Source organism: Dietzia sp. B32, from assembly GCF_024732245.1.
Classification (GTDB): Bacteria; Actinomycetota; Actinomycetes; order Mycobacteriales; family Mycobacteriaceae; genus Dietzia.
Window position 1 is genome coordinate 1,029,748 of sequence record NZ_CP093845.1, and the last position, 15,844, is coordinate 1,045,591.

A 15,844-nucleotide genomic window follows, 5' to 3' on the forward strand; every position below is an offset into this window, starting at 1 on the left:
GGCAGTCGCCCACCCCGTCGGTGGAACGTGTTCTTGTGTCGTTCTACCACGCCCGCTCGGCGATCACCCGTGCAGCGAGGTCCTCGGCCACCGCGAGGACCGTGTAATACGGCCCGCACCTCGGCAGTGCGGGCAGCGCCGCCGCGTCGGCGACCCGCAGTCCCCCCACCCCGAGAACGCGCCCGGACTCGTCGAGCACCTCCCCGATCCGCGCCGTGCCGGACAGGTGCTGGGAGGTCGAGGGAGTGACGGCCCCGTCCAGGTCCAACCGGTCCGCCACCAGGGCCGCGGCCCCGGCCAGGGCGGCCGCGTCGTCCGGGTCATCGGCCAGCTCCACGATCCCGTCGTCACGGATCCGGCCACGGCCGACCGGGTTCATCAGGGCGATTCCGATCCGGTGCGGCACCGGCTCCAGGCCCGGGATGACGTGGTGCAGCGGCACCGCGTAGGGGCGGATCTCGATCTCGGCCTCGGCGGACACCCGCAGCCGGACGACGTGGGAGAGCAGCGGCGGCAGGCCCCGGGCCGGGTCCGGGCCCGTCGTGACCTCCGCGGGCAGGTCGAGCAGGACTTCCGGATGCTCCTGTACGCCGTGGCCGACCGGGTGCCCGGAGGACGGTCCGATCCCGGACGCCCCCAGCAGTGCGGCGGTCCCGATCGCCCCCGCACACAGCACCACCTCCCGGGCACCGATCTCCTCGTCGTCGTCGAGTACCACGCCGTCACACCGCCCGGCGACGCGCCCGCCCTCCCACCTGAGCGACCGGACCCGCGCCCCGGTCCGCACCCGCACGCCCGCGCCGGCCGGGTCCCAGGCATCGAACGCCGTCACCCGCCGCCCACCACGGCGCGCCTGTCCGATCGCGGACACACGGCCCGGGAAGGCTGCGGCCACGCGCGCGGCGACCGGCCCCATCGGCGCCAACCCGGGTCGGAGACGCTCCGCGGCGCGGGCCAGGCCCACCGCGTAGCGCCGCGGCCAATCCGGACCCCATTCCGCGAGGTCCGCCGGACGGGCGGGCGTGCAGTAGCCGCCGTTGACCGCTCCCGACCCACCGAGGGTGCGGCCGCGGGGCAGGTCGAGGCTCGCGCCGCCGAGCGTGGCGCGGTGCCGGGAGACGACCCGCGACCCCGGCCCCACGTCGAGCAGTCCCGCCCGGGGTGAGGCGGCGACCGAGCCCGCCTCCAGCAACAGGACGTCGGCTCCGGCCTCCGCCAGGCGACGGGCCATCACGCAGCCGGCGGGGCCCGCGCCGACCACCACGATGTCGGACCGCCCCCCGCTCATCGCGTGACGTCCGGCCGCAGGGCGTCGGGTGAGCGCGCCGCCCACGCCGATCGCCACACGCCGACGCCGTAGGCCAGGTCGTCGAGACGGTGGATCAGAAGGTGCCCGAGGGGTTCGTCGACCGGTGCCCGCCCCGGCTCACGCACGCTCCACCAGTGCCACAGCCCCTCGCCCACCGCCGCGGCCAGGACTCGCCGCCGCAGCCCGCGGGCCATGCGCGACCGCGACCGGGCGGTGACGGCGAGCGCGACCGCGGTGAGGGGCCAGTACGGGCGGAGCAGTGCCTGGGGTAGCTGCCGGATCGAGGCCTCCGCCCCCCTCGCCACCAGTTCGGCGGCGGCGCGGCCGTCCCCGGTGAGAGCGCGCGTACGCCACCACGACCGGGCGATCGCACCGGCCGCGACCAGCGATCCCATCGGCGTCGCGCTCCACACCCCGATCGCCACGGCGAGCGACCACGGTGCGGCGACCGCGGGAGCCACCGCCGCACCGTGCCGGTCGGCCAGCGGCGCGGCTCCACGCCCGTAGTAGGCGCGGCGGGCGAGCAGTGTGGTGAGCGACGTCCGGTGGCGGTGAGCCACCCGCGCGGCCGGCTCGTAGCGGACGTGTCCGCCCGCGGCGTCGGTGCGCCAGCACAGGTCCACGTCCTCGGCGACGTGCATCCGCTCGTCGAACGGGCCCCCACCCCCGCCCCGGGGAGGAGGCGGTAGCCGGTCGGGCCGCACGGCGAGCGCGGCGCTGGGGACGTACGCGACGCGCGTGCGGGGCCGGACCCGGGCGGGCTCGGGCCCCATGTCCAGCGCCGAGCGGGCCGTCTCGTAGCCGCGCACCCAGAACCGGCCGGGGTCGGAGGCCACGATGCGCGGTGCGACCGCCGCGACCCGGGGGTCGTCGAGTCGTGCGAGCAGGACGTCGAGCCAGCCGGGCAGCGGGAGGACGTCGGCGTCGAGGTAGACCACGACCTCCGCCCCGGCCGCGACCGCCACGGCGGTTCCGGTGTTGCGGGCGGCCGCAGGACCGCGGGACCGGTCGTGGCGCAGGACCGTGGCGGCGCGCGGGGTGTCGGGGGCGGCCGCGGCCGCGGCGGGAGGCGGGGTCGTGACGGGCAGGGTGAGGGGCAGGGTGGTAAGGGGCAGGGTGGTAAGGGGCAGGGTGGAGCCGTCGTCGACGACGACGAGGTGCGCGCCCCTGGCCAGTTCCGGCTCGAGGGCCTTCGTGAGTGCGGCCACCCCGGCGGCGTCGTCGCGGACGGGGACCACCACCGCGACGGCACCCAGCGGGCGTGCGCCCGTCGCGGCGCCGGCGGGATGGGCCATCCCCCGGTCCGTGAGGGCACGCGCGAGCGCCGCACCCGCGGGCGTGTCGGTGGCGACCGAGTTCCCGCCGGCCAGGAGCGCCGAGACCGCGGGCGAGGGCGTGATGAGGGTGACCGGGTCCCCGCCCAGCACCTTCACGACGTCGCCGCGCCGCAGCACGCGGGTGCGACGGTCCAGCAGGACATGGGGGACCTCGCTCATCGGAGCATCCCGTCCTCACCCGGACGCCACCGGCCCAGACGGACGCTCGCGTCGGCGACCAGCGCCGTCCACAGTCGCCTGCCCTCGTCGGCGGATGCGGCGGTGGGGTCGCCCAGCACCCCGTTCGGGCTCACCGCGGCGACCCCGCCCTCGCGCAGTGCGGGAAGGATGTCGGGCAGCGGCTCGACGCACCCGGCCACCGCCAGGTCCGCACGGACGAGGCCGGGGTGCAGGTGCATCAGGAGCGAGGTCTCGGCGTGGCCTGCATGGGTGTCGGTGGGGTCCTCGCTCGTTCGGCAGGACAGCCAGGCGGCGTCGCGCCCCTCGTAGCGGAGCCGGGAGACCGCGCGGCGCAGCGCGTCGACGTTGCCACCGTGACCGTTGACCACCACCAGCCGATCCGCCCAGGTGCCCACCGACCGGCCGAGTTCGACGAGGGTCCCGGCGAGCGCGTCCGTGCCGATCGACACCGTCCCCGCGAACGCCTGGTGCTCCCCGCTCGCCCCGTAGGCGAGGGCGGGGAGCACACGGACGTCACCGGGAACGTGCGTACCCGGCCCACCCGCGCCGAGCGCGCGGGCGGTCGCGGTGGCCAGGATCGTGTCGGTCTCCGGCGGCAGGTGCGGTCCGTGCTGTTCGGTCGCCCCGAGGGGTAGCACCGCGAGCACCCCCGCACCGGTCGGGCCGGTCGCGCCGATCGCGCCCGTCACGTCGGGTCAGACCTTGATCGCGCCCATGTCGACGGTGAAGGTCGAGGCGGTGATCGTCCGCGAGGCGTCCGAGGCGAGGAACATCACCGAGTCCGCGATGTCGTCGGTGGTGGCCATGCCCATCCCCAGGATCGGCGTGAAGTGTGGCAGGAACTGCGGCATGGTGTTGAACACCTCGAGCGCGTCGGGGTCCTCCGCGCCCATCGGCGTCTGGACACCGTAGGGGTGGATCGTGTTGACCCGGATGCCGTGCTCGCCGAGCTCCTTGGCCGCCGTCTGCGCCAGGCCCACCACGCCGTACTTGGACGCCGAGTAGGGCGACTGCACGGGCATGGCCTTGAGACCGGCCACCGAGCTCACCAGGATGATCGACCCGCCGTTGCCGGCGGAGAGCATGTGTGGGATCGCCGCGCGCAGCGTCTTCCAGTAACCGGTGAGGTTGATGTCGATGGTGTCCTGCCACTGCTGCTCGTCGAGCTCCCAGACCTTGCCCCAGTTGCAGATGCCCGCGTTGGCGATCACCACGTCCAGGCGGCCGCCGAAGCGTTCCACGCCGCGCGCGACGAGTGCCTGCTGGAACGCCAGGTCGCGGACGTCGCCGACCTCGGCGAGGATCTCCCCTCCCTCGGCCTCGACACGCTCGATCGTGGTGGCCAGGTCGTCCTCGGTCGCGGTCCGGTACTTCACGTACTCGGACGGCGAATCACACAGGTCCAGTCCGATGATCTTCGCACCCTCACGCGCGAATCGGATGGCGTGCTTGCGACCCTGGCCGCGGGCCACGCCGGTGATGTAGACGACCTTGCCGTCGAAATCTCCCATTACAGGGGTGTCCTTCTCTCAGGTGGTGGTGGGTCAGGCGCCGAGACGGCGCGTGAAGCCTTCGGGGATGACGTAGTCGTCACGGCTCAGCTCGGAGATGGAGGACTTGCTGAGCCCGATGAGGCTCGAGTCGAGCCCCGAACGCATGATGTCGAGCACGTTCTCCACGCCCGCCTGCCCGTTGGCCCCCAGTCCCCAAAGGTAGGCGCGTCCGATCATCACGGCGCGGGCCCCGAGCGCGAGCGCCTTGGCCACGTCCGAGCCGCGGCGGATGCCGCCGTCGAGCAGGACCTCCACCTGGTCGCCCACCTCGTCGGCGATCGGGGCGAGGCAGCGGATGGACGCCGGGGTCGCGTCGAGGTTGTTGCCGCCGTGGTTGGACACGGAGATCGCGGTGACGCCGGCGTCGACGGCGCGCTTGGCGTCATCGACCCGGGTGATGCCCTTGAGCATCACCGGCCCGTCGTAGTTCTCCACGACCCAGGCGATGTCCTCCCACGTGGCGGGCGGGGTGCCCATCCACTCGCCGTACGCACCGAAGAAGGTCGGGCCCATCTCGCCCTGGTTGACGAGGTTGGGGGTCGTCAGGTCCGGGAACCGCTTGTTGACCACCACGTCGCGCGCCCACTCGGCGGCCCACCGCGGCCGGACCGCGATCTGCGGGGCCAGGGTGATCATCGCCTTCGCGTCGAGCTTCTCGGGGATCGCCGGGCTGCCCCAGTCACGGCCCATCGAGAACGACCAGTCGGTGGTGAGGATGACCCCGGCAGCGCCGGCGGCCTTGGCACGCTCCAGCCGCTCCAGGACCTTCTCCTTGCCGCCCAGCCAGTACACCTGGAAGAAGGTCTGCGGGTTGGCCGCGATGACCTCCTCGATCGGCTTGGACGCGAACGAGCTCAGGCCCATCGCGGTACCGCGGGCGGCCGCGGCGCGGGCCACGTCGACCTCACCGTCCGGCGTCACGGCCTGGACACCGGTCGGCGAGATCATCACCGGCAGGCTGATGGGCTGGCCCATCACCGTGGTGGCCATGTCGCGGTCCTGTTTGGCGCCGATCACGTGGGGCTTGGGCTCGAGTTCGGTGAAGGCGTCCATGTTGTCGCGGATGGTCACCCCCGCCTCACTGCCGCCGACGAGCGCCATGTACACGCTCTTGGGCAGCTTCTTCTGTGCGCGACGCTGGGCCTCGGCGACCGACTCGAACCACGGGTTCTGGCGCCAGGGGTTGGCCTCGGCGATCTTGGACAGGCGGGACACGGTGGTGGGTGCTCCTTCTTGGTGGGTTTCGTCCGGGTGGGACGGCTCAGATCGGGGACTCGTCGCACAGGCTGGTGGGCCTGCGGGGCGGTGTCGTGACGAGGGTCAGCGGCACCGGGCCGGTGGGCTGCTTGCGCGCCGCCAGCCCCATGGGCCGGGTGTGGTCCTGCGACGGGTCGGGGATGCTGCGCTCAGCCGCGAGCAGTCCCTCTCCGTACCCCTGGACGCACTCGGGGTCCGGGCCGTCCATCGGCAGCCCGGTGAAGAACTTGGCCGCCATGCAGCCACCCCGGCAGCTGTCGTAGAAGTCGCAGGACGCGCACGCCCCGGCCGACTGCGGCTCGCGCAGCTCACGGAACAACTCCGAGGTCTGCCACACCGTCTCGAACCCGCCGTCGGCGACGACGTTGCCGGCGAGGAACTCCTCGTGGATGGCGAAGGGGCAGGCGTAGACGTCGCCGATCGGGTCGATCAGGCACACCACACGCCCGGCACCGCACAGGTTGAGCCCGGGAAGGGAGCCCTGCGCCTGCCCCTCACCGAAGGGGGTCAGGTGGAAGAAGCTGTCGCCGGTGAGCACGTCGGAGCCGTTCGCGACCAGCCAGTCGTACAGGTCCTTCTGCTGTTCGGGCAGCGGATGCAGGTCGTCCCACACGTCGGCGCCGCGGCCCGAGGGACGCAGGCGGGTGATGCGCAGGGTCGCGTCGTATTTGTCGGCCAGCGCCTTGAACTCGTCCAGCTGGGTGACGTTCTCGCGGGTGACGACGACCGAGATCTTGGCGTCCGTGAACCCGGCGTTCTTGAGGTTCTCCAGCGCCCGCACGGCCATGTCGAACGAGCCCGGGCCACGGACCGCGTCGTTGACCTCGGCGGTCGCACCGTCGATGGAGATCTGGACGTCCACGTAGTCGCTCGCGGCCAGGCGCCGGGCGACCTTCTCGTCGATACGGACGCCGTTGGTGGAGAACTTCACGCCCACCTGGTGGCTGGTGGCGTAGTCGACCAGCTCCCAGAAATCGGAGCGGACCGTCGGCTCACCACCGCCTATGTTGACGTAGAAGACCTGCATCTTCTGCAGCTCGTCGATGATCGCCTTGCACTGCTCGGTGCTGAGCTCGCGCGGGTCACGGCGACCGGAGGAGCTCAGGCAGTGCACGCAGGCGAGGTTGCAGGCGTAGGTGAGTTCCCAGGTCAGGCAGATCGGCGCGTCGAGACCACGCTCGAACTGGTCGACGAGGCGGCCGACCGGGGCCGGGGTCGCGGGGGCGGACGTCGTCGCCGGGCGGTTGAGCATGCTGGTCATGAGGTCTCCTCGATCATGCGCGAGGCGGCGAGCTGGCCGAGCGCGTGCAGGTACAGCCGCGACGTTCCCGGGTCATCGATCGACACCCCGGCGGCCGCGCAGGCGGCGCGGGCCGACGGGTGGTCGGCGAGGGTGCGGACCACCTCGACGATGGTCGGCGACTTCAGGAAGCTGAGCTTGCGGGTGTGGAAGTGGTAGAGCAGTGCCCCGAACGGCTCGGGCCGGAGCGCCACGCCGGGGTGCAGGCGCCAGCCGGCATCGAGGTCGAATTCCGCCGCGGCGGTTGACTGCTCGGCACCGGCCGGCGCTGCTGCGGAGGTCATCTCAGTAGACCCCACACATGCCGTCGATGGAGACCTCCTCGATGAGGGCCTCCTCCAGCACGACCTCGGTGTTCTGCGTGTTCTCCATGACGTGTCCTCTCGTCTGGCACTCCGGCGGTGTCCCACCGTGTTCCGGTGAGATCCGCATCATATTGGCACTTAGTGCCAGTGGCAAGGGTCACTCATCTAGGCTCTCGTGTCATGGGAACGCCGGAAATGCCCGGAACCGAGACACGGCCCCCCGGGCGTCGCCCGTCGACCACGCGCGCCTCGATAGTCGACGTGGCCCTCGACCTGTTCGCACGTCAGGGATACGAGGCGACCAGCGTCGACCAGATCGCCGAGGCCGCCCACATCTCCCGCCGGACCCTGTTCCGCTACTTCCCCGGCAAAGCCGCTATCGCGTGGGGCGAGTTCGACGTGCAGATCGACCTCATGCTGGACTACCTCTCCGCCGTGCCCGAGCAGACGCCGCTGCGGGACGCCCTCGCGGACGCGCTCATCGCGTTCAACACCTTCCCCGCCTCCCAGACCGAGGTCCACCGACTGCGGATGCGGCTCCTGCTCGGGGTGGACGAACTGCAGGCGCACTCGACCCTGGTGTACGCCGACTGGCGCCGGGCCGTCGCCGGGTTCGTCGCGGACAGACTCGGCGAGACCGTCGACGATCTGGCGCCCTCCGCGATCGCTCACGCCGCGCTCGGGATCGCGCTCTCGGCCTACCGCCTGTGGGTGTCCGAGCCCGGAGCCGATCAGGATCGCCTCCACGATCTCCTGCGTCGCGGGACGCAGATCCTCGCCTGAGTCGACGCCCTCGCGCCCGGCGGGCGGGCGCGACGAACTTACCGACGGGTAACCTCGTCGTCGTGACCGATACGACACCGACCCCCGCCTCCCCGTCCACCGGCGCGGAGACCCCCACCTACCGCCTGTGGAAGACCGCCTCCCGGCTACCGTTCGGCTCACGCCTGTTCAGTGCCGGGGTCAGCCTCAAGGCCCCGTACTTCCGCACCGTGCGCCCGCACGTCGTCGACGTCCGACCCGGCCGCTGCGTGGTGCGGGGGCCCGGATGGTGGGGCAACCGCAACCACATCGGCACCTTCCACGTGATCGCGGCGTGCAACCTCGCCGAGATGGCGATGGGCGTGCTCGCCGAGGCCACCGTCCCGGCCACCCACCGCTGGATCCCCGTGGGGATGAACGTGCGGTACCCGGCCAAGTCGACCGGAGGGATGACGGTGACCGCGGAGTGGACGGAGCTGCCGGACTTCTCGTCCTTCACCAGCGGGCAGGACGTCGAGGTGCCGCTGAGGTTCGTGGACGACGCCGGGGTCGAGCCCGTGGTCGGTTCGATCACCATCCGGGTCTCGCCCAAGAAGAAGGGCTGAGGCACCCGGTACCGGGACCACACAGTCGCCCGGACACCGTCACTCCGCCCTTCGACCCCTGCAACCCGCCCTTCGGATGTCGATGCGCCCCCGGAGCCCGCAGCGTGGTTGCGAATCCGGAGGGCGGATCCGGCCCGCTGGTTTTCCGTTGCGGAAACGGAAAGAGAGGCCTATGTTTTCCATCATGGAAAACAACGGGCCCGCTCCGGGCACCGGGCCCCTCGACCCGGACAACGCCGTGCCGCAGGACAGCACCTCCCAGCAGGACACCGCTGCTCCGTGCGGGACCACCGCGTACGACCCGGCCGCCGCACTCGCCGATGTCGACTCCGCACGCCGCGCCGTGGCGGACCGGCTCATCACCCCGTGGTGGTATCACCCCGCGCTCGGGGCGATCCTCGCCGCGATCCTCCTGGTCGGCGCTCTCGACCTGCACGACCTCATCCGCCTCCCGGTGGCACTTGTCGGCGCCGTGGGCATCGGCCTGCTCGTCGCCGCGTACCAGCGAATCACCGGCCTGTGGGTGGACATGCGCAACCTCGGCCCCGTCTCGCGACGGTGGTGGCTCGCCTACGCGGTGGTGGTCGTCGTCGTCACCGTCTCCTCGCTCGCACCCACACTCACCGACCGGGCACTGCCCGTGTGGGCGGCCCTGGCCCTCGCCGCCATCGCGCTGGTCGCGACGATCGTGTTGGGACGCCGGGTCGACGAGGCCCTGCGGACGGAGATCCGCTCGGGCGCCGCCGCGCTCCCCCGCCGGCGATGAGGGCCGGACGCCCCGCGGCGCAGTTCGACGAGATCATCCACGCCCCGCACCGCCTGCGGATCTGCGCCCTGCTCGCGCCCGTGGAATCGATGGAGTTCGGGACCGTCCGCGACGAGCTCGGGGTGGCCGACTCCGTCTTGTCGAAGCAGTTCAAGGTCCTCACCGACGCCGGGTACGCGACCACCTCCAAGGCCGCCGGGAAGACCGGTCGCGCACGGACCTGGTTGGCCCTGACACGGGCCGGGCGGACGGCGTTCTCCGGTCACCTCGAGGCGCTGCGGGAACTGGCAGCCGCCGCGGAGGGCGCACCTACCCCGGGGCGAGGGCCCGGCGCGCAGTGACCGTCAGTCCCGGGTGCGGGCGTCGAAGGCCTTGATCGCGATCGGGGCGATGATCACCGTCAGACCCACGATCCACAGCAGCGACGCCAGCACCGGGTGCTGCAGTGGCAGTGCGGCGTCCGGCCCGACGGCAGGCGCGTTCCCCCACAGCTGACGCATCGCCTGCACGACCGACGAGAGCGGGTTCCACTCGGCGATCACCCGCAGCCAGGCCGGCATCGACTCCGGCGGGGCGAAGGTGTTGGCGACGAACGTGATGGGGAACGTCGTGGTGAACATGACGCCGTTGACCGCCTCGATGGTCTTGAGCCTCGAGCCCACGACGATGCCGATCCAGATCATGACGAAGCCGAAGCCCACCAGGATGAGATAGCCCAGCAGCGCGTCGAGGATCCCGCTGCGGATCCGCCACCCCACGATGAGGCCCGTCAACGACATCACCACCACGCCGATCGACGAGTGGATGAGGCTCGAGGCGCTGCGGGCGATGAGGATCGACGCGCGCTGGATGGGCAGCGAACGGAAGCGGTCGATGATCCCCTTGTTGAGGTCGTTGCACAGACCGGAGGCCACGACGAACGAGGAGAACGCCATGGTCTGGGCCATGATGCCCGGAAGCAGCCACTCGCGGTAGTCACCGCCCGCCACCGCGATGGCGCCACCGAAGACGAACGCGAACAGCAGCACGAACATCACCGGCTGGATGGTGACGTCCGCGAGGTTCTCCGGCTGACGACGGATGTGGAAGAGGTTGCGGCGGGTCAGCGCGGAGATCTGGCGACCGAACGAGGGCCCGTCCGGGCGGGCCGGCACGGAGAAGTGCTCCGCGGTGGGCGGTCCCGCTGCGGACGTACCCGCCGAGGGGTCGGCGACTGTGCTCATACCCGTGACTCCTGTTCCATCGTGTCGGTGTGCTGCGGGTCCTCGGCCTTGCGTCCGGTCAGGGACAGGAAGACGTCGTCCAGGCTGGGACGCTGCAGGCCGATGTCATCGAGTTCGATCCCCGCCTCGGTGAACGCGGCGGCGATCCCGGCCAGCGCCGACACCCCCTCGGACGGTGCGGTGAGCCGCCGGGCGTCCCTGTCCACGTGGAAGTCCGCGATGCGGGTACCCAGTACCCGCACAGCCTCGTCTACGTCCTCTGACCGGGACACCGTGATCACCAGACTGGCCGCGCCGGAGCGGTCCTTGAGCTGCAGCGGCGTGCCCTCGGCGATCACGCGGCCGTGGTCGATGACGATCACCCTGTCCGCCAGCTGGTCCGCCTCGTCGAGGTACTGGGTGGTCAGCAACAACGTCGTGCCGTCCCGGACGAGGTCGCGCAGGACGTCCCACAGCTCGTTGCGCGAGCGGGGATCCAATCCCGTGGTGGGCTCATCGAGGAACAGCACCGGCGGGGCCGCGACGAGGCTCGCCGCCAGGTCCAACCGGCGCCGCATACCGCCGGAGTAACTCTTGGCGACCCTGGTGGCCGCGTCGCTGAGCGAGAACTTCTCGAGCAACTCGTCCGCCCTGGCCTTGACCGCCTTCTTGGGCAGCCCGTACAGGTCGCCGATGAGGCGGAGGTTCTCCCGCCCGGTGAGCAACTCGTCCACCGTCGCCGACTGGGCGGTCAACCCCATCGCCTTGCGGACCTTCGCCGGCTCCCGCATCACGTCATGACCGGCGACCCGCGCCGTCCCGGAGGTCGGCGGGCTCAGAGTGGTCATCATCCGGATGGTGGTGGTCTTGCCGGAACCGTTGGGCCCCAGCAGACCGAGGACCGTCCCGGTCGGGACGGCGAACGAGATGTCGTCGACGGCGGTGAAGTCGCCGAAGCGCTTCACGAGGTGCTCGGCCTCTATCGCCGGGGCGGAGGCGGGTCGGGTATCCACCTCAAAAGGGTGTCCCCCGTCCGCGCCCGAGTCAACACTCACCGCCCGCTTTGCGGACAGGATCTGTCAGCAATGGGCCGGAACCGGCCGGGATCGGATGCCGACTGCCGATGAGCGGCCTACCGTTGCCGGTATGCCGCGCATCACAGTGACTTCCGTCCACGTTGACGACCAGGCTCGTGCGCTCGCCTTCTACACCGACGTGCTGGGGTTCGTCCTCAAGTACGACCTCCCCGCCGGTGACTTCCGGTGGCTGACGGTGGTGGATCCCGGCGACCCGGGTGGCACCCAGCTACTGCTCGAGCCGGACCAGCATCCCGCGGCGCGCGCCTACACCGCCGCCCTCCGCGCGGACGGCATTCCGGCCGCGCAATTCGAGGTGGACGACATCCACCGGGCCCACTCCGAACTGCAGGAGAAGGGCGCCCGCATCGTGCAGCCTCCCGCCGAGATGGGCCCGGTGTGGACGCTGGTCCTCGACGACACCTGCGGCAATCTCATCCAGCTCGTCACCGCGCCCGATATGTGAGAGTTGTTCCCGCGTGGGCTCGCCGGGGGTGCCCGGCGTATCGTGGGGAGGTTGCCAGCGCGATCGTCGCCGCCTCACGACCAAAGGATGACCGGTACCCATGAGCCCCATGTCGACCATCCCACCGACCATCGCCCGATCGTGGCTGCTCCTGCCCGCGGACAAATCCGAGCGCTTCGACGACGCCGTCAACTCGGAGATGGACGTGGTGGTCCTCGACGTGGAGGACGGGTGCCGGCAGTCCGAGAAGGAGCGCGCCCGTCGCGAGGTCCGGCAGTGGCTCGAGGCCGGCAACCACGCGTGGATCCGCATCAACGATGTCCGCTCCCCCGAGTGGGAGAAAGACCTCATGGCGCTCGGGCACTGTCCGGGCCTGGACGGCGTGATGCTGGCCAAGACCGAGAACGCCGAGCACGTCTCCCTCACGGCCGCGCGCCTGGCCGAGAACACCCCGATCGTCGCGTTGGTGGAGTCGGCCGACGGCCTCGCCCAGGCCGCCGAGATCGCCAAGTCCGACCAGGTGGTGCGGCTGGCCTTCGGCGTCGGTGACTTCCGTCGCGACACGGGCATCGGGTCGTCGCAGATCGCCCTGGCGTACACGCGCTCGCAGTTCGTGGTGGCCAGCCGGATCGCGCGCGTGGCCCCGCCCATCGACGGGCCGACCATCTCCAACGACACGCAGGTCCTCAGGGACGCCGCCGAGCACGCCGTCGAGATGGGCATGACCGGCAAGCTGTGCCTCCGCGTGGACCAGGCGCCCTACATCAACGAGGTCCTCTCCCCCTCCGCGGCCGACGTCTCCTGGGCCGAGTCCGTGATCGACGAGCTGGGCCCCGGCGGCGAGCGCGCCCGGGACGGTGCCGATCTGCCGCGACTGGCCCGGGCCCAGAAGATCGCGCGCCTCGCGCAGGCGTACGCCGGGGCTCGCTGACGCGACCTCGCGCGCGGACAGGGCCCCGGAGGAGGTCAGCGGGGTGAGTCCCCGGTGACGAGCGGCAGGTCGGGGTCCGCCGCCCAGGCCACCATCGATCCGTCGTAGACCGCCACGTCCTCGCGCCCGGCCAGCGCCAGCGCGTGGGCGACCCCGGTGGCGGCGATCCCGCCGCCGCAGTAGGTGACGACCTTCCGGTCCTCGTCCAGCAGCCCGGCCGCCTCGAATTCGGCGCGCAGTTCCCCGATCGGCCGGAGCGCGCCGGACTCGGGGTCCCGCAGGCTGGTCACCGGCAGGTTGATGCTGCCGGGAATGTGGCCCGGCCGACCGTACGAGTCGATGTCGCCGCGGTAGGTGGCCTCGTCGAGGACGTTGACGAGGATCGTGTTCTCGTCGTCCAGGGTTGCGGCGACGTCCTCGGTGGACCGGATCATCTCCGGGCGGCGGACACCGCTGAAGGTGCGGGGCGTCGGCACGGCGATCTCATCGGTGACCTCGTAGCCGGCGGCCTTCCACGCCGGCAGGCCGCCGTCGAGGACGGTGACGTCGTCGAAGCCCTCGAAGCGCAGGTGCCACCACAGGCGGGTGGCCCAGAACCCCTCGTGCTGGTCGTAGACCACGACGGTCGCCCCGTCCCCGATGCCCAGGGCGCCCGCGGCAGCCGCGAAGCGCTCGTGGTCCGGCGCGGTGGCGGACAGGGGGCTGCCCGGGTCGGCGAAGTCGCCGAGCAGGTCGGCGAACAGGGCGCCGGGGATGTGCTCGGGCCGGTACGTGGCGACGCCCGAGACCGGGCGCGGGGTGCCGTCCGCGTCGGCGGCCAGGTGGGTGGTGGCGTCGACGACGACGAGGTCGGCGTCACCCAGGTGCGCGTGCAGCCACTCGGGGCTCACGGTGAGGGGGGTCGTCATGTCTGCTCCTTTCGATGACTACCCCTCCCAGGATAGACAGATCTGTTCAGTGGACGCGCTGGAGCCGGACGTTGGCGAACTCGGTCAGTCCCCAGCGGCCGAGCTCGCGGCCGTAGCCCGAACGCTTGACGCCGCCGAACGGCAGGCCGGGCATCGTCGTGCCGTGCTCGTTGACGTAGGCCATACCCACCTCGAGCCGCTCGGCCACCTCGGAGGCGCGGTCGACGTCGGTCCCCCACACCGAGCCGGACAGGCCGAAGTGGGTGTCGTTGGCGATCCGCACGGCCTCGTCGACGGAGTCGTAGGCGTACACCATGGCAACGGGGCCGAAGATCTCCTCGCGGTAGGCGTCCATCTCCTCGGTGATGTCGGTGAGGACGGTGGGCTGCATGAACGCGCCGGGCCGGTCGATCGCGGCGCCGCCCGTGACGAGCGTCGCGCCCTGCTCGACGGCGCGCTCGACCTGCTCCACGACGCCGTCGCGCGCGTCCTCGGAGGACAGCGGGCCCAGCTCGGTGCCCTCGTCGGCGGCGGGACCGACGGACAGTTCCTCGTAGAGGTTCTTCAGTCGCCCGACGAAGTCGTCCTTCATCTGCGCCGGGACGAAGATCCGCTTGGGCGAGTTGCAGGCCTGCCCACAGTTGGAGAGTCGCGCCCGACCCACGGTCTCGACCAGCTCGTCGAGGTCGTCGGCGTCCAGGACGACCAGCGGGTCGGAGCCGCCGAGCTCCAGGACGCTGGGCTTGAGGTTCTCCGCGGCCACCGTGGCCACCGCGGCCCCGGCGCCCTCGCTGCCGGTGAGGGAGACGCCCTTGATCCTGGGGTCGGCGATCATCTCGGCCACCGTGTCGCTCGAGGCGTACACGTTGACGTAGGCGTCCTCGGGGAGGCCGGCTCCGCGCTGGACCTTCTCGATCGCCGCGGAGGAGCGGGCGCAGATGCTCGCGTGCTTGAGCACGACGGTGTTGCCCAGTAGCAGGTTGGGTGCCGCGAACCGGGCCACCTGGTAGTAGGGGTAGTTCCACGGCATGATCCCGACCAGCGGTCCGACCGGCTCGTAGGTCACCCGGTTGAGCCGGGCGTCCGGCACATCCAGGGTGTCGGACTCGAGCAGCGCCGGGCCGTGCTCGCCGTACCAGCGGTAGATCGACGCCGCGAGGGCCACCTCACCCCGCGCCTGTTCGGGGAGCTTGCCCATCTCGGTGGTGATCGCCTTGCCCAGCTCCTCGCGGTGCTCGTCGAAGGCGTCGGCGATCGCCAGGAGGATCCGTGCCCGCTCGGACACCTCCGTCGCGCGCCAGGCGGCGAACCCCTCGGTGACCGTGCTCAGGATGGTGTCGACGTCCTCGGTCTGCTCGTACTCGCGGTCGGTCCGGCCGGTCGATGGATCGTGCGTGACGTACATGCGGTTCTCCTTCGCGTGGCGTTCTGGTCGAGGCTCGCCGGGATCGTTCCCGGCTCGTGCCGCGACGGTAGGACGCCCGCGGGCCGGACGCATCCGGTCGACACGCCACGACCCCGCCGGCGTCCAGGCGTGCCGGCGGGGTCGATCGGAGGTCGGGAGGGTCAGCCCCAGCCCTGGGCGGCGCGCCGATCGGCGTCGGCCATGCCCTGGTTGCCCTGGCTCGCGGCGCGCGAGATCTCGGCCAGCATCGCCTGGAGCGCGGCCGCGGCCTGGTCCCAGTCGTTCTGGTGCGCCTGGTAGGCGACGGCGGCGTCACCCTCCCACTCGGCGACGAGCGGCGCGAGGTAGGCCTTGAGGTCGTCGAGCGTGCTGCGCAGGGCGGTGGAGGCCTGCGTGACCTGCCCGACGAGCGCCTCGATCGGGCCATGGTTGTAGGTGATCTGTCCTGAGGTCATGGGAGTTCCCTTCCGGTGCTGGCGGTG

19 protein-coding genes are annotated in these 15,844 nt (G+C 71.7%); 6 read left to right on the top strand and 13 right to left on the bottom strand.

Annotation, left to right across the window (positions count from 1 at the left end; all coding sequences use genetic code 11):
* Positions 1 to 43 precede the first annotated feature (43 nt).
* The 8 genes from mftG to mftA are packed head-to-tail and all read right to left on the bottom strand — an operon-like array spanning position 44 to position 7,308.
* Positions 44 to 1,288 carry a mycofactocin system GMC family oxidoreductase MftG gene (mftG, locus tag L8M95_RS04880; RefSeq protein ID WP_260488400.1) on the bottom strand — a complete coding sequence of 415 codons (1,245 nt, stop codon included), beginning with the start codon at positions 1,286 to 1,288 and terminating at the stop codon, positions 44 to 46.
* Positions 1,285 to 2,805, bottom strand: a complete 1,521-nt coding sequence (gene mftF, locus L8M95_RS04885) for a mycofactocin biosynthesis glycosyltransferase MftF (protein WP_260488401.1) — start codon at positions 2,803 to 2,805, stop codon at positions 1,285 to 1,287. Before mftF ends, mftG begins: the two co-directional genes overlap by 4 nt.
* The gene (gene mftE, locus L8M95_RS04890; RefSeq protein ID WP_260488402.1) at positions 2,802 to 3,515 is read right to left on the bottom strand and encodes a mycofactocin biosynthesis peptidyl-dipeptidase MftE; all 714 of its coding nucleotides are present in this window, start codon (positions 3,513 to 3,515) and stop codon (positions 2,802 to 2,804) included. Before mftE ends, mftF begins: the two co-directional genes overlap by 4 nt.
* Before the next feature lie 6 nt (positions 3,516 to 3,521).
* The gene (locus L8M95_RS04895) at positions 3,522 to 4,337 is read right to left on the bottom strand and encodes a mycofactocin-coupled SDR family oxidoreductase (RefSeq protein ID WP_260488403.1); all 816 of its coding nucleotides are present in this window, start codon (positions 4,335 to 4,337) and stop codon (positions 3,522 to 3,524) included.
* A gap of 33 nt (positions 4,338 to 4,370) precedes the next feature.
* On the bottom strand, positions 4,371 to 5,594 hold the full coding sequence (gene mftD / locus L8M95_RS04900; RefSeq protein WP_260488404.1) for a pre-mycofactocin synthase MftD: 1,224 nt from the start codon (positions 5,592 to 5,594) through the stop codon (positions 4,371 to 4,373).
* A 46-nt stretch (positions 5,595 to 5,640) separates the two neighbouring features.
* Complete coding sequence (gene mftC, locus L8M95_RS04905; RefSeq protein ID WP_260488405.1) at positions 5,641 to 6,897, bottom strand: mycofactocin radical SAM maturase; 1,257 nt, start codon at positions 6,895 to 6,897, stop codon at positions 5,641 to 5,643.
* The gene (gene mftB, locus L8M95_RS04910; protein WP_260488406.1) at positions 6,894 to 7,220 is read right to left on the bottom strand and encodes a mycofactocin biosynthesis chaperone MftB; all 327 of its coding nucleotides are present in this window, start codon (positions 7,218 to 7,220) and stop codon (positions 6,894 to 6,896) included. The genes mftC and mftB overlap by 4 nt, the downstream gene beginning before the upstream one ends.
* Position 7,221: 1 nt before the next feature.
* Positions 7,222 to 7,308: a mycofactocin precursor MftA gene (gene mftA, locus L8M95_RS17500; protein WP_067716580.1), complete on the bottom strand. Its 87-nt coding sequence runs from the start codon at positions 7,306 to 7,308 to the stop codon at positions 7,222 to 7,224.
* Between the two features lie 113 nt (positions 7,309 to 7,421).
* Here mftA and mftR point away from each other — a divergent pair, with 113 nt between their 5' ends.
* From mftR to L8M95_RS04935, 4 genes are all read left to right on the top strand, one after another.
* The gene (gene mftR / locus L8M95_RS04920; RefSeq protein WP_260488408.1) at positions 7,422 to 8,024 is read left to right on the top strand and encodes a mycofactocin system transcriptional regulator; all 603 of its coding nucleotides are present in this window, start codon (positions 7,422 to 7,424) and stop codon (positions 8,022 to 8,024) included.
* Positions 8,025 to 8,086: 62 nt separating this feature from the next.
* The gene (locus tag L8M95_RS04925; RefSeq protein ID WP_260488409.1) at positions 8,087 to 8,608 is read left to right on the top strand and encodes a hotdog fold domain-containing protein; all 522 of its coding nucleotides are present in this window, start codon (positions 8,087 to 8,089) and stop codon (positions 8,606 to 8,608) included.
* A gap of 184 nt (positions 8,609 to 8,792) precedes the next feature.
* Complete coding sequence (locus tag L8M95_RS04930) at positions 8,793 to 9,374, top strand: hypothetical protein (RefSeq protein ID WP_260488410.1); 582 nt, start codon at positions 8,793 to 8,795, stop codon at positions 9,372 to 9,374.
* Complete coding sequence (locus L8M95_RS04935; RefSeq protein WP_260488411.1) at positions 9,371 to 9,715, top strand: transcriptional regulator; 345 nt, start codon at positions 9,371 to 9,373, stop codon at positions 9,713 to 9,715. The genes L8M95_RS04930 and L8M95_RS04935 overlap by 4 nt, the downstream gene beginning before the upstream one ends.
* Before the next feature lie 3 nt (positions 9,716 to 9,718).
* Here the strand turns inward: L8M95_RS04935 and L8M95_RS04940 are convergent, their stop codons facing one another.
* Positions 9,719 to 10,597: an ABC transporter permease gene (locus L8M95_RS04940; RefSeq protein WP_260488412.1), complete on the bottom strand. Its 879-nt coding sequence runs from the start codon at positions 10,595 to 10,597 to the stop codon at positions 9,719 to 9,721.
* The gene (locus tag L8M95_RS04945; protein ID WP_260488413.1) at positions 10,594 to 11,589 is read right to left on the bottom strand and encodes an ATP-binding cassette domain-containing protein; all 996 of its coding nucleotides are present in this window, start codon (positions 11,587 to 11,589) and stop codon (positions 10,594 to 10,596) included. Before L8M95_RS04945 ends, L8M95_RS04940 begins: the two co-directional genes overlap by 4 nt.
* Positions 11,590 to 11,722: 133 nt before the next feature.
* On the opposite strand from L8M95_RS04945, the gene L8M95_RS04950 reads away from it, so the two are divergent.
* Both L8M95_RS04950 and L8M95_RS04955 read left to right on the top strand, forming a co-directional pair.
* A complete protein-coding gene (locus tag L8M95_RS04950) occupies positions 11,723 to 12,118 on the top strand; it encodes a VOC family protein (RefSeq protein ID WP_260488414.1) in 396 nt (131 codons plus the stop codon).
* Positions 12,119 to 12,227: 109 nt separating this feature from the next.
* Positions 12,228 to 13,049 (top strand): CoA ester lyase, encoded by an 822-nt coding sequence (locus L8M95_RS04955; protein WP_260489167.1) that lies wholly within the window; start codon positions 12,228 to 12,230, stop codon positions 13,047 to 13,049.
* 35 nt (positions 13,050 to 13,084) lie between these two features.
* Here L8M95_RS04955 and L8M95_RS04960 read toward each other — a convergent pair whose 3' ends face one another.
* From L8M95_RS04960 to L8M95_RS04970, 3 genes are all read right to left on the bottom strand, one after another.
* Positions 13,085 to 13,957, bottom strand: a complete 873-nt coding sequence (locus tag L8M95_RS04960; protein ID WP_260488415.1) for a sulfurtransferase — start codon at positions 13,955 to 13,957, stop codon at positions 13,085 to 13,087.
* A 46-nt stretch (positions 13,958 to 14,003) separates the two neighbouring features.
* Entirely contained in the window at positions 14,004 to 15,362 is a 1,359-nt protein-coding gene (locus L8M95_RS04965; RefSeq protein ID WP_260488416.1) for an NAD-dependent succinate-semialdehyde dehydrogenase, read from the bottom strand.
* A 161-nt stretch (positions 15,363 to 15,523) separates the two neighbouring features.
* A complete protein-coding gene (locus L8M95_RS04970; RefSeq protein ID WP_260488417.1) occupies positions 15,524 to 15,817 on the bottom strand; it encodes a WXG100 family type VII secretion target in 294 nt (97 codons plus the stop codon).
* Positions 15,818 to 15,844 lie beyond the last annotated feature (27 nt).

Bases quoted from the DNA above. Each gene is read 5' to 3' on its own strand.
- mftG (WP_260488400.1), bottom strand. From the start codon at position 1,288: ATGAGCGGGGGGCGGTCCGACATCGTGGTGGTCGGCGCGGGCCCCGCC.
- mftF (WP_260488401.1), bottom strand. From the start codon at position 2,805: ATGAGCGAGGTCCCCCATGTCCTGCTGGACCGTCGCACCCGCGTGCTG.
- L8M95_RS04895 (WP_260488403.1), bottom strand. From the start codon at position 4,337: ATGGGAGATTTCGACGGCAAGGTCGTCTACATCACCGGCGTGGCCCGC.
- mftC (WP_260488405.1), bottom strand. From the start codon at position 6,897: ATGACCAGCATGCTCAACCGCCCGGCGACGACGTCCGCCCCCGCGACC.
- mftB (WP_260488406.1), bottom strand. From the start codon at position 7,220: ATGACCTCCGCAGCAGCGCCGGCCGGTGCCGAGCAGTCAACCGCCGCG.
- mftA (WP_067716580.1), bottom strand. From the start codon at position 7,308: ATGGAGAACACGCAGAACACCGAGGTCGTGCTGGAGGAGGCCCTCATC.
- mftR (WP_260488408.1), top strand. From the start codon at position 7,422: ATGGGAACGCCGGAAATGCCCGGAACCGAGACACGGCCCCCCGGGCGT.
- L8M95_RS04930 (WP_260488410.1), top strand. From the start codon at position 8,793: ATGGAAAACAACGGGCCCGCTCCGGGCACCGGGCCCCTCGACCCGGAC.
- L8M95_RS04935 (WP_260488411.1), top strand. From the start codon at position 9,371: ATGAGGGCCGGACGCCCCGCGGCGCAGTTCGACGAGATCATCCACGCC.
- L8M95_RS04940 (WP_260488412.1), bottom strand. From the start codon at position 10,597: ATGAGCACAGTCGCCGACCCCTCGGCGGGTACGTCCGCAGCGGGACCG.
- L8M95_RS04950 (WP_260488414.1), top strand. From the start codon at position 11,723: ATGCCGCGCATCACAGTGACTTCCGTCCACGTTGACGACCAGGCTCGT.
- L8M95_RS04955 (WP_260489167.1), top strand. From the start codon at position 12,228: ATGTCGACCATCCCACCGACCATCGCCCGATCGTGGCTGCTCCTGCCC.
- L8M95_RS04960 (WP_260488415.1), bottom strand. From the start codon at position 13,957: ATGACGACCCCCCTCACCGTGAGCCCCGAGTGGCTGCACGCGCACCTG.
- L8M95_RS04965 (WP_260488416.1), bottom strand. From the start codon at position 15,362: ATGTACGTCACGCACGATCCATCGACCGGCCGGACCGACCGCGAGTAC.
- L8M95_RS04970 (WP_260488417.1), bottom strand. From the start codon at position 15,817: ATGACCTCAGGACAGATCACCTACAACCATGGCCCGATCGAGGCGCTC.